This window comes from Acinetobacter sp. 778_lipA, assembly GCF_058242985.1.
Window position 1 is genome coordinate 3,803,537 of the sequence record NZ_JBZAYT010000001.1, and the last position, 12,581, is coordinate 3,816,117.

The 12,581-nt window shown below is 39.2% G+C and carries 9 protein-coding genes; 4 read left to right on the forward strand and 5 right to left on the reverse strand.

Annotation, left to right across the window (positions count from 1 at the left end; all coding sequences use genetic code 11):
• Nucleotides 1-2 precede the first annotated feature (2 nt).
• Nucleotides 3-767 carry a nucleoside triphosphate pyrophosphohydrolase gene (mazG, locus tag AC4CUY_RS17995; RefSeq protein WP_490774531.1) on the reverse strand — a complete coding sequence of 255 codons (765 nt, stop codon included), beginning with the start codon at nt 765-767 and terminating at the stop codon, nt 3-5.
• Nucleotides 768-872: 105 nt separating this feature from the next.
• Between mazG and AC4CUY_RS18000 the strand changes: the two genes are divergently transcribed.
• On the forward strand, nt 873-1,655 hold the full coding sequence (locus AC4CUY_RS18000) for an SDR family oxidoreductase (RefSeq protein WP_419327656.1): 783 nt from the start codon (nt 873-875) through the stop codon (nt 1,653-1,655).
• A 146-nt stretch (nt 1,656-1,801) separates the two neighbouring features.
• Here the strand turns inward: AC4CUY_RS18000 and AC4CUY_RS18005 are convergent, their stop codons facing one another.
• The 4 genes from AC4CUY_RS18005 to cysM are packed head-to-tail and all read right to left on the reverse strand — an operon-like array spanning nt 1,802 to nt 7,340.
• On the reverse strand, nt 1,802-4,108 hold the full coding sequence (locus AC4CUY_RS18005) for a RelA/SpoT family protein (RefSeq protein ID WP_336953569.1): 2,307 nt from the start codon (nt 4,106-4,108) through the stop codon (nt 1,802-1,804).
• A 27-nt stretch (nt 4,109-4,135) separates the two neighbouring features.
• Entirely contained in the window at nt 4,136-5,530 is a 1,395-nt protein-coding gene (gene rlmD, locus AC4CUY_RS18010) for a 23S rRNA (uracil(1939)-C(5))-methyltransferase RlmD (protein ID WP_490774532.1), read from the reverse strand.
• An 8-nt stretch (nt 5,531-5,538) separates the two neighbouring features.
• Nucleotides 5,539-6,360, reverse strand: coding sequence for a 3'-5' exonuclease (locus tag AC4CUY_RS18015; protein WP_336953567.1), 822 nt, complete (start codon nt 6,358-6,360; stop codon nt 5,539-5,541).
• A gap of 59 nt (nt 6,361-6,419) precedes the next feature.
• Complete coding sequence (cysM, locus tag AC4CUY_RS18020; protein WP_336953566.1) at nt 6,420-7,340, reverse strand: cysteine synthase CysM; 921 nt, start codon at nt 7,338-7,340, stop codon at nt 6,420-6,422.
• A gap of 314 nt (nt 7,341-7,654) precedes the next feature.
• Between cysM and AC4CUY_RS18025 the strand changes: the two genes are divergently transcribed.
• From AC4CUY_RS18025 to AC4CUY_RS18035, 3 genes are all read left to right on the forward strand, one after another.
• Nucleotides 7,655-10,462 (forward strand): GacS-like sensor histidine kinase, encoded by a 2,808-nt coding sequence (locus AC4CUY_RS18025; RefSeq protein WP_490774533.1) that lies wholly within the window; start codon nt 7,655-7,657, stop codon nt 10,460-10,462.
• Between the two features lie 331 nt (nt 10,463-10,793).
• The gene (locus tag AC4CUY_RS18030) at nt 10,794-11,582 is read left to right on the forward strand and encodes a crotonase/enoyl-CoA hydratase family protein (RefSeq protein ID WP_004725906.1); all 789 of its coding nucleotides are present in this window, start codon (nt 10,794-10,796) and stop codon (nt 11,580-11,582) included.
• Nucleotides 11,583-11,618: 36 nt separating this feature from the next.
• Entirely contained in the window at nt 11,619-12,494 is an 876-nt protein-coding gene (locus tag AC4CUY_RS18035) for an NAD(P)-dependent oxidoreductase (RefSeq protein WP_419327661.1), read from the forward strand.
• The last annotated feature ends 87 nt before the right edge of the window (nt 12,495-12,581 follow it).

Sequence of the window (12,581 nt, forward strand, 5' to 3'; positions counted from 1 at the left end):
ACCTATGGTTTTAATTGTTGCTTTGCCTGATCCCAAAGAAGATCCATTTCTTCTAAAGATATATCTCCTAATCTTTTATTTTTAAAATTGATTTGATTTTCAATATAAGCAAAGCGAGATTTAAATTTATAAATGGTTCCTAAAAGAGCCATCTCACTTGAAATGCCTAGTTTACGCCCAACATTAATTAAAGAAAATAAACAATCACCAAATTCATCCATAATTTCATCAGGTTTTTCCGATTGCATGGCTTCTTCAAACTCTGCCAGTTCCTCTTTGACTTTATCGTAGGCCTGAGCCACATCAGTAAAATCAAATCCTACTTTTGCAACATTTTTTTGCAGGTTTTCCGCCTGAGACAAAGCAGGACCATGCTTTAACTCATCTAACCGAAATTGAGGTTTACCTTGTTTTTCTTGTTGTTTAATCTCCTGCCACAAAAGTGACACTTGTTCAGGAGTTAAATTCTCAAACTGCTCTTTTTGGAAAACATGCGGATGACGACGTATCAATTTTTGACAAATAGCTTCTACAACATCATTAAAATCAAAAGCACCCTGCTCACTGTACATCTGTGATTGAAAAACCACTTGTAACAATAAATCCCCTAATTCATTTTTAATTTCATCAACATCGCTAGAGCGTACAGCTTCTTCCACCTCGTACGCCTCTTCGATCGCATAGCGCGTTAAACTTTCAGGGGTCTGTTCACGATCCCAAGGGCACTCTGCACGTAATTGTTTCATAATGGCGAATAACTGTTGCATTTAATGTCCTTTAAGATCAATAAGAAATGACTGCACAACACTTGTTGTTATGCATATTTTATGTTCAACTCACTGCAATCAAAATAAACTAAAAAGGATACTGCAATGCGTCAGAGCATATTCATAAGCGGTGCTGCACAAGGCATTGGGGCAGCGATCGCACGTCTATTCTACCAACAAGGTTATCAAGTTGGTATTTATGATATCAATGAAGCTCAGGCTCAAATTTTAGCAGATCAATTAGGTCACAATGCCAAAGCTGGCAAATTAGATGTGAGCGATTATGCACAATGGCAAATAGCGCTTAAAGAGTTTTCTCAATGGGCAAATGGTCTTAACATTTTAGTGAATAATGCTGGCATCCTTTATTCTGGAGATTTTGAGAAAACTGAAATTAGTGCACACCACCGAACAATCAATATCAATGTAAATGGTGTTTTAAATGGCTGTCACGCCGCACTTCCCTATCTAAAAGAAGCAAAATTTGCGCGTATTATCAATATTTCTTCAGCATCAGCCATTTATGGACAAGCAGATTTAGTCTCATATTCTGCCAGTAAATTTGCGGTACGCGGTATTACCGAAGGATTAGATATCGAATGGCAAAAATATGGCATTCGTGTACTGGATGTTATGCCGCTGTTTGTCCAAACGACTATGGTAACAAACATGGATGCAGGCGCGATTCAAAATATCGGTGTTAGCCTCACACCCCAAGATGTTGCTGAGCAAGTGCTTGCACAAGTTAAAGCCAAAGACTCACTTTTCACTGCTACACATCGTCCAGTTGGTTTAAAAACTAAAGTGATGTTTACACTTTCTACCATTAGCCCTCAATTTATCAATCGCTTGAGCAATTTAATACTGACGAGAAAATCTAAGTATTAATATTATAAAAACTCATTCAACAGATATCATCTTTCTTTTTATAAATCAAATTCATAGTTTAATTTATTATACTGAATAATAAAAAACTCGCATTTCGCGAGTTTTGTTATTGTTCAAATCATAAAATCTGATCAAGGCAATATAGCTTAATTACCTTGAACCAAACGTCGAGCACTGATAATGCCAGGCTGTTGTTCCAATCTTGCTAAAAGGCGAGACAATTGCGCCAAACCTTTCACTTCAATCAACAATTTCATATTGGCAATACCATCTGCTTCAGAAATCGTATTTACCTGACGAATATTGATCTGATCTGAAAAAATCACTTGGGTCAAATCTTTTAACAAACCACGACGATCATAAGCTTCCACCACAATTTGCACACTTTGCCCACGTGTCGGTTGCATTTCCCAATCGGCTTCAACAGCACGATCAGGTTCTAACTTGATCATGCGCATGTAATCGGGACACGCAACCTTATGAATACTCACACCACGATTCAAGGTGATATATCCAGCAATCGATTCACCATGAACAGGCTGACAACATTGTGCAATGTGTAATTCAACATTATCCAAACCATCAATTAAAATTCCATGTGCAGATAAGGTATGACTTGCACGTGGATTTAACGTCGGTTTTAGAACAAGTTCTGGTTCATCTTGATCTAAGTGCATGTGGCGATTAACTTGATTAATCAAGGCATGCAGGCTAATTTCCCCACTTACCAATGAAACAAGGATGTCATCACCAGTTTTTACATTGAAATGATTACAATAATCACTTAAATCAATACTTTTTGGATGAATCGCTAGACGTGAAAGCTCTTTATTGAGTAGTTCACGCCCAACTTCCAGATTTTTACTGCGATCTTGTTGTCTAAACCAGTGGCGCAACTTGTCACGGGCACGTGCAGTTTTGATATAACCCAATGAGTTAACTAACCAATCACGATTGGGTTCACGATCTTTCTTGGTTAAAATCTCAACCTGTTCCCCTGTTTTCAGAGTATAGGTTAATGGCACATAGCGTTGATTAACCCTTGATGCATAGCACTTATTCCCGACCTCGGTATGCACATGATAAGCAAAATCAAGCACCGTCGATCCACGTGGTAATTCTTTAATATCCCCATCACGACTAAAAACATAGATTTTTTCGAACCCTTCAAAATCTTGAATTTGTTCAAAATCTTCTGTTTCATCTTCATTGGGATGTGCACTGGTTTCAGTACGTTCTTGATAATGTTCAAGGACTGCACGTAATGAATGCAAACGATGATTAAATGAATAATCAGTGGTTTTCGAGCCTTCTTTATAGTTGAAATGCGAACATACACCCAACTCTGCTTCTTCATGCATTTCTTTGGTACGGATTTGGATTTCCAAAGATTTATTTTCTGCAATCACCGCAGTATGTAAAGAGCGATAACCATTGGCTTTTGGATTGGTAATATAATCATCAAACTGATGAGGAATATGGCGCCAAATTTGATGCACAATGCCCAAAGCGTGATAACACTCTGCTACAGATTTAACCAAAACTCTTAACGCACGAATATCATATAGCTGATCAAAACTCAGATTTTTACTCTTCATTTTACGGTAGATCGAATAAATATGTTTTACTCGACCTGAAATCTCTGCCTCAATATCATGCTCACCAAGCTCACCTTTCAGTTTATCAACCACAAACTGAATATATTGCTCACGTTCCAGCCGCTTTTCATTGAGTAATGAAGCAATCTCTTTATAGCGTTCAGGAGCCAAATAACGGAAAGCAAGATCTTCGAGCTCCCATTTTAATTGAGCTATCCCTAAACGATGCGCCAAAGGAGAATAGATGGTCAAGATTTCTCGTGCAACACGCTCTTGACGCTCTTTTGAAGAGTGTGCCAATTCACGTAAAGCAAATGTCCGTTCAGCCAATTTGATCAATACCACACGAACATCTTCTGTCACAGAAATCAACATCTTATAGATGCCTGTCAGGTGTTCGCGCTGATTATTGTTAAAGTGATCTTCTAACCGTTTATTCTTTTCAATCAGTTCAGAAAGTTTACCCATAGCCAAAGTGCCTTTGACAAGGTTATAAACTTGTTCACCGCATTGCTGCTGTATCTCCTCTAAGGTGGTGAGATCCTCACGCACGCTACGATAAAGTACAGCTGCTGCTAGTGTATCTTCATCGACATGTAAATGCGCGAGGATGTCAGCCATTCCAATACCTGTTGCAAAGGTATTGGTTCTGGAATTTACTGTGGTCGCCAATTCTTTTTGTAATACTAATTGCGCGACTTCTTCTAACTGCTTAAGTTCAGCACCGTCTAAAATTCCACGCACTCGATCTAGCCAAGTTGCTAGAGCGTGTTGCGCTTCATCGGCATGCTCTACAGTCGCTTCCTCTGATAGCTCATTGAGCTCATCAGGAAGTTGCTCACGTACTGTGACCATACCCTACTCCTCTAACTCTATATTTCATTATAAATCGTTTATCTCTAATTTCTTTTCAAACAAAGCAATAGATTCAACATGCCCAGTGTGAGTAAACATGTCCATTACACCTGCTTTAGTGAGCTGATAACCGTGTTGTACCAAAATCCCAGCATCCCTAGCCAAAGTTGCAGGATTACACGACACATAAACGATTCTTTGCGCACCAAATTTGGGCAAATAATGCATAACTTGTTCTGCTCCCGCACGAGGAGGGTCAATCAATAATGCATCAAATCCTTGATTTGCCCAAGAATAATGCGAAAAGTCTTTTGTTAAATCTTGTGAATAGAATTTAACATTGCTGAGGCGATTGTTCAGTGCATTTTCTGTACCACGCTTCACCATTGCTTCACTACCTTCTACAGCAATGACTTTTCCTGTAGCACCCACACGTTTAGCAAGCGGGAGTGAAAAATTTCCCAATCCACAAAATAAATCTAAAACAGTCTCACCTGCTTTCAACTCAAGCAAATCACATGCCAGATTAACCATCTGCGGATTTACAGTAGGATTCACTTGGGTAAAATCTGTTGGATTAAATGCAAACTCAATATCAAAATCTTTTAAACGGTAATGCAAATGCATGTCTGCTTGAGCATGATCTACTCGATGTACACTTTCCACACCCGCAGGTTGCAAATACAACTGCCACTGTTTCTGTAACGCATATTGTTGCAATAGGTTGACATCATGGGCTTTTAATTTTTCAGTATGGCGAACCAATAATGAAATTTCGCTATCGCCTTTGGCTAATTCTATATGACCAATGCTACTTTTGCCTTTTAGACTTTCGAGTAATGCCTTTATTTCAGGTAAGGCCTGATCCAATTCAATATCTAAAATTTTACAGGTTTGGATTTCAGTTAAATGGTTACTCTGTGCTTCACGAAACCCCATAAGCAATTTATTTTGTTTGGGCAAATGACGCACACCTATTCTGGCTTTATGTCGATAATCGGAACGAGTTGAACGCAATGGGTCTAACCATTGTTCAGGCGCTAATCCCGCAAAGTGACTGAGATGCGATTTTAAAACATCTTGTTTTAAACGAATTTGTTCATCTGGATGGATATGTTGCATACTACATCCACCACAAATGCCAAAATGTGGACAGATCGGCTGAATACGATGTGGATTGGCCTCACTGAGTAATTCAATACTGTCCGCTTCTTCAAGTTTAGATACCTGACGAGTCACTTGAGCTTTTACAATTTCACCAGGTAGTGCATAACGAATAAAAAGTTTTTTACCCTGCTTTTCATTTGGATGATTGAGCTCTGTTCCATAATGCGCAATCCCTCGCCCTTCATGTGACAATCTTTCAACTTTAAAAATATATTGTGGAAGCTGAGATGGTCGAGGTTTTGCTCTATGTTTCAAAGGGATACCTAATCGGGTGTGGAGGAAAAATCTGCTTGAGTAAATTCAGTTCGTTGTGACGTTTCACGCCAAACATTTAAAAACTCATGTTGTTGAGGTTGTCCTTGCAAATAATGAATAGAGGCTTGAATCCATAACTGGTGATCTTGCAAAGAAATTTGACCTTTTAACAAAGCCCATCTTAAGAAGATTAACCACGTATTTAAAACATCACCTTCGCAATAGCTGGTTAATTTCAGCCATTGCTTTGTATTCACATATTCGGGAACAAAATAACCTGAAATACCACGTTTACCGGGATAACCCAATAAATGAGCAACATCATCCAATTTCTGAAAATGACGCCCGTTAAACATCGCCATAACATCCATTAAGTCGACATGACGGTTGTGATATCTGTTCTGATAGTTATTATACCTTTTTTGTGTGTCAATCTCACCTTGATCAAACAAACTTGGCGCAGATAGTCCGTGATACATTGCACGGAACAAAATCACTGGTAAATCAAACTGTGAACCATTCCAACTCACGAGGGTTGGGTGTCTTTTATCAAAGATAGATAAAAATTTTTGTAAAATTTCAGTTTCAGTATAGTGCTCACGACTAAATGAAAATAGTTTCATCACACCATTTTCATCAATCCACAAACCCGAAATACAGACAATTTCATGTAAAGATAATCGCTGAAAATCCATCCCTGATTCTTGACGACGTAATTTTGCCAACGCCTGTTCTAAATCGTCCTGTGGTAAATCCAAACCATATAAATGCGCTCCAGATTTAAGATCTGTCAGGGTTTCGATATCAAAAACTAAAACTGGAAGGCGCATAAAAACTTTACTCAATAATCAACTTTACCATCATGAGGCAATTTATGACCTTGAAGCAACTATTCTTCATCCTCAACAGAGAACAAACCTGTAGAAAGATAACGATCACCTCGGTCGCATACAATGCACACAATCACTGCATCTGGGTTTTCTTCAGCAATTTTAACAGATGCCCATACAGCCCCTCCTGAGGAGGTTCCTGCACTAATGCCTTCTTGACGCGCTAAACTGCGTGCAGTTTTTTCAGCTTCAATTTGCGGAATATCCATGATCTGGTCGACACGCTTTGGATCAAAAATTGTCGGCAAGTATTCTTGTGGCCAACGGCGTATACCCGCTATATTTGAACCTTCTGAAGGCTGTAATCCTATAATTTGAATATCTGGATTTTGTTCTTTTAAATATTTAGAAATTCCCATGATCGTGCCAGTTGTGCCCATAGAGCTGACGAAATGAGTAATTTTCCCCGCTGTCTGTTGCCAAATTTCAGGGCCTGTGGTCAGGTAGTGTGCTTCCACATTGTCTGGATTCCCAAACTGATTCAACACCAGACCTTGGCCTTCACTTTGCATTTGCAAAGCCATATCACGCGCAACTTCCATATTGGTTGCTTCGATCAATTCAGCACCATAGGCACGCATCGCATCTTTACGCTCTTGGCTTGAGTTACCTGGCATGATTAATTTCATTTTATAACCACGCATTGCGGCGACCATCGCCAACGCAATTCCCGTATTTCCACTCGTCGCCTCAATCAACGTATCACCTGGCTTAATTTGACCACGCTGTTCAGCTTTCATGATCATATTATATGCAGGACGATCTTTTACAGAACCAGCGGGATTATTCCCTTCCAGCTTTGCCAATACTGTTGCTTGAGTATGACTTGCCAACCGTTGTAAACGCACTAAAGGAGTTTTTCCTACATAGTGATCTAACAAAAATTCGTTGGCTAAGAAATCAGGTTGTGTGTGACTCATCTGTTGCACCTATATCGAGGTGGGCATATTGTATGAAAAAAAGAAACATACTGCACATCTTTCCGCTTTATTTTACTTGGAATGATCAAACTAAATTCATATATATCAACAAGCCTAAGTGGGATCATGATTTTGTTTATTGAATAAAATTAAATACATATAAAAAAATAAACTTTACTTAGAATTAGAAATGATAAAGTTATCTATAAAACAGCATAACTTATTTCCAATTCTCAAGATTTTTAGTCATATTGTCATGCAGGATGAGTAAAGCATGTTAATATCTTTGCCATGGGCAATGAGTTGCTGGAACAATGTCGAATTTCAATAAAAAACTCTTTAAACGCTTAAAACTCAATCACGCTTATGGTCAACTTATTGCGTTAATTTTCGTGCCAATTATGATTTTGGCAGGTGTTGGAACAGCACTTGTTCTTTCTGAAACGTCAGCTGCTGCCAAGTCTAAACAGCGTTTCCAAGCCATCGCGATATTGAGTCGTTACCAATATACTGCTGAGCAACTCACCGCAGTAATGGAACAAAATCCAACACAACACGCAAAAGCTGAAAGCATTTTACAAAAAATGTTTAACGAAAAGCATTTATTGAGTGCAGCAATCATAGATGAAAATAATGTCAATCATTTAAGCGTTGGCTACCAAAATCAGCGTGCTTGGCCAAAAATTCCAAAATCAGGCACATTCTTTGGGCCTGTTCAAAATAAGTACAATAATATTTATGGGATTAAACTTAACCCCATCAACTCTGATCAAAATATGTGGTTGGTGATTGAACTTGATAATCAACCTTTAGAAATTGCACATTATCGTGTCATGATCGTTTTGATTACGACTGCTTTGCTAACCCTTTTGCTACTTCTATTGTGTCTAAACTTCTATTCAAGACGGTGGATTGCACCGATGTACGAAATTCGGATGCAACTGCAACGTTTAAATGCAGATACGCTTGATCAACATATGGTGATCAACAGTACCGGTGAACTACGCTTATTACAGCGTGATATTGCCAATGTGGTGAAACGGCTACATTTCAGCTTCCTTGAACTAAAAGAACATACTGAACAAACAGAAGATGATTTACGTCGTACATTAGACACCTTAGAAGTTCAAAACATTACCTATAAACAAGCCCGTGATCAGGCGATTTCATCCAATCAGGCAAAGTCAGTCTTCCTTGCCAATATCAGTCATGAATTGCGGACCCCGTTAAACAGTATTGATGGCTTTATCCATTTGATGTTGCGCCAAGACAATTTAAGCAATGATCAAAGTTTATATTTACAGACCATTCGCAAGTCTTCTGCACATTTATTAGCCCTGATTAACGATGTACTCGATTTCTCAAAAATTGATGCTGGTAAATTAGAACTTGAGACCGCGCCCTTTGATCTAGAAGAAGCAATTTTCGATGTCATGGATATGCTCTCGCCATTGGCAGCGCAAAAACATATCGAGATGGCATTCTATTTTGCAGACAATGTGCCTAAGCATGTCATTGGTGATGCCTTACGCTTTAAACAAGTACTGACCAATCTAATTTCTAATGCGATTAAATTCACACCCGATGGTGAAATTATTGTTCGTGCGCGTATGGAACATGATGATATTGGGCAATGTTTACTGCATTTTAGTGTGCAAGACAGTGGAATAGGTTTAAGTGGTACAGATCGTAAACGACTATTTGAATCATTCTCTCAAGGTGATGCTTCTGTCACTCGCCAATTTGGTGGTACAGGACTCGGTTTGGCCATTTCTAAGCAACTAGTACATTTGATGCATGGTCAAATTGGCTTTGAAGATAACCAAGAACGTGCACCTACTGAAAAAGGTTCAACCTTTTGGTTTACTGCCCTGTTAACGGTGAATGAAGATGAAGAAATTGTTCACCCATCATTTAAAAACTTAAATGTGGTGTCTTTCTTGGCCCATCCTGCAACAGCCAATGTATTACGTCATTATTTAGAAGACTATCAAGTTAAACATGCCGAAGCACAATCGATTTTAGATCTGTTTAGCAGACTAAACAGCCTAGAAAAAAATACTGAAAATACATGGTTGATCGTTGATCATAGTGGAGATACTGAAGCCTTACTTAAAGAAATTCGTGGTCGTTATCAAGGTCATTTAGCGGTATATGGTTATCAAATGTCACTTGATCCAAATATGTTGACTGAATATAAAGCGCGTCCTTTATATCAACCACTGAGCCGTAGTTCAGTGATTCAACTGCTCAGCAATCAACCTGTCTTTGAACAAGAGCATCACAAAGACTTTAAAGGGCAAGATTTACATGTTTTAGCTGTAGATGATCATTTACCGAATTTGATCGTGCTTGAAGCATTGTTAGGCGAATTGAATGTAAAAACCACTAAGGCACTCAGTGGTCAAGAAGCTTTAACCATTATTCAGCAAGGGGTTGAACAAGGTGCGAAGCCTTTTGATCTCATCTTTATGGATATTCAAATGCCAGTCATGTCAGGGATTGATACCACGCGGGCGATCCGCTCTTTGGAATCAACCTTAGATGGTATGCGTATGCCGATTATTGCGTTAACAGCACACGCATTGGCCGATGAAAAACAAAAATTACTCAAGGTCGGTATGGATGATTATGTAACCAAGCCGATCCAAATTGAACAAATCATTCAAATCCTCACCAATTGGACAAGCGATAAATTTATTCAACATCAGCAACCTATCGAAAATACAGTATATATCGAAGCGCTGGATGCTTATATTCTAGATTGGAAACAAAGTCTTGCTTTAGCAGCCAATAAAGAAGATCTCGCACAAGATTTGTTAAAAATGTTAGTCGACAGCTTCCCAACAGAGCTAGCTGAAATTGAGCAACTCATTGAGCTGGAAGACTTCCCTCAATTAGAGCATGTCTTACATCGCTTATATGGTGCAACCCGTTATGTCGGCACACCAAAATTGCAACGCATTACAGGCGATTTCGAACAATTTATTTCGATGCTACGCAAAGAACGTCGTAAAGCAGATGAAGCCTTTATCCAAGATGTGATGAAACGCTTTGATGAACTTCAATTGGCGATTCATGAAGTTGAAACAGCTGCACAGCAGATTTTACCCGTTTCATAAATACAGCGCTGTTCTATCCGATTCAGCTCTATAAATGCTTTTCTTAAGGCGTTTTGAGCTGTTTTAAATCGTCTGTATAAAACCCAAGTTTACTGTGGGTTTTATCTTACATACGGTTTTATTGTTTCTTTAAATCACCATGAATTAGAATGATCTTTTCATTGCAATCATCTTTTTAGAAATCCAATAAAATTATACAAGCCGCTGTTTCAACCCTGTTTTGGCTTTACCATCCAATTGGCACACCAACACAGTTTCGGTGACTCTACTGTCATGTAACTATTCAATTCACATGCTATGCTGATGACCAAGGAAAAAATGAGTCAAGATCATGGCACTACTACACATAGAAAAAAACAATGGTATCGCAACAGTTTCATTAAATCGTCCAGATAAACGCAACGCCATGAGTTTTGCTTTACTCCGAGAACTGGTAAGCGTCGCACAACAGATTAAAAAAGACCGCAGTATTCGTGTGGTGATTCTAACAGGTGAAGCCAATGTATTTAGTGCAGGTATTGACCTTGCTGACTTAAATAGTCCAAAAAATACAGCCTTTGCTGCTTGGGAACTGATTAAACCTGGTCAAAGCCTATTCCAAAAAGCATTTTTGATCTGGCAAGAACTGCCTGTCCCTGTCATTGCAGCAATTGAAGGTTTCTGCTTTGGTGCAGGGATGCAACTTGCATTGGCTGCAGATATTCGTATTGCACACCCAGAGACTAAAATGTCAATCATGGAAAGCCGTTGGGGGCTTGTGCCTGACATGGGCTTAACCCGCTCAATCAAGGGCGTGATTGGTATTGATTTAGCCAAAGAGCTTACTCTCACTGCACGTATTTTTGATGGCAATTATGCCAAAGACATTGGTTTGGTGACGCATGTAGACGACTCACCGTTGGCAAAAGCTCAAGCCATTGCAGAAGAGATGCTGCAACGCTCGCCAGATGCGCTGATGGCTGCTAAACGTGTTTTAGATGCTATGGAACATCAACCTCAGAAATCTTTACGTTTAGAGAAGATTTGGCAGTTAAAATTACTCTTGGGTAAAAATAGTCAAATTGCACGTAAAAAGGATAAAAATCCTGAATTAAAATTTTTACCGCGCCAATACAAATAATCCAAAATTATTATTGAAAGCTTTTTGAGTTATAAAATGAATTTTGATCGTAACAGTAAAATTGCATTTTTAGGGATGGGATTAATGGGTAGCCGTATGGCAACCCGATTAATCCAAGCAGGCTTGCATGTCGCTGTCTGGAACAGAACAGCATCTGCTTGTGACGCCCTTATTGATCTAGGTGCTCACCCATTACAACTTGAGAATATTGCAGAATATCCGATTATTCTCAGCTGCCTTGCTGATGATAAAGCTGTACAGCTAGTCTATGAGCACATTGAGCCCTATTTACAAGCCAAGCAAGTGATTGTGGATTTCTCCAGTTTATCTGTAGATAAAACCAAGCAACTGGCGGAAAGCGCAACAACAAAACAGGTGATTTGGATTGACTCACCTGTTTCAGGTGGAACCGCAGGTGCTGAAAATGGCACGCTGGTCATTTTCGCTGGGGGAAATGCTGAGGTGATCCAAGCATTGAGCCTCATTTACAATATCCTGTCACAGCGTGTCACCCGTATGGGTGAAACAGGTACTGGACAAGCCACTAAAATCTGCAACCAACTGATCGTTGCTGCCAATAGCACCTTGATCGCGGAAGCTGTTGCGCTTGCCAGTAAAGCAGGTGTAGATACAACCCTATTGGCGCCGGCTTTGGCTGGTGGTTTTGCCGACTCAAAACCTTTCCAAATTTTAGCCCCACGCATGGCGACACATACTTTTGAGCCCGTACAATGGAAAGTACAAACGCTTTCTAAAGACTTAAATAATGCCATTCAACTTGCACAAAAATTTGATTTAGAAATCCCTGTGGCTCAACGTGCACTGGGACAATTACAAAGCCATCAAAACAACGGATTTGCTGAGTCTGATTTAGCCACAGTCATTCATCAAGTGGAAAATAAATCGGGTTAAAATACACGGAACTACACATAAATAAGTTGAAAAATAATCTATTGCCTACTACATTGAAGATGAGAGTCCAAATATAGCAAGGAGCGT

Coding starts and splice junctions, on each gene's coding strand:
- AC4CUY_RS18025 (WP_490774533.1), top strand. CDS start 7,655: ATGTCGAATTTCAATAAAAAACTCTTTAAACGCTTAAAACTCAATCAC.
- AC4CUY_RS18030 (WP_004725906.1), top strand. CDS start 10,794: ATGGCACTACTACACATAGAAAAAAACAATGGTATCGCAACAGTTTCA.
- cysM (WP_336953566.1), bottom strand. CDS start 7,340: ATGAGTCACACACAACCTGATTTCTTAGCCAACGAATTTTTGTTAGAT.
- AC4CUY_RS18005 (WP_336953569.1), bottom strand. CDS start 4,108: ATGGTCACAGTACGTGAGCAACTTCCTGATGAGCTCAATGAGCTATCA.
- AC4CUY_RS18015 (WP_336953567.1), bottom strand. CDS start 6,360: ATGCGCCTTCCAGTTTTAGTTTTTGATATCGAAACCCTGACAGATCTT.
- mazG (WP_490774531.1), bottom strand. CDS start 767: ATGCAACAGTTATTCGCCATTATGAAACAATTACGTGCAGAGTGCCCT.
- AC4CUY_RS18035 (WP_419327661.1), top strand. CDS start 11,619: ATGAATTTTGATCGTAACAGTAAAATTGCATTTTTAGGGATGGGATTA.
- AC4CUY_RS18000 (WP_419327656.1), top strand. CDS start 873: ATGCGTCAGAGCATATTCATAAGCGGTGCTGCACAAGGCATTGGGGCA.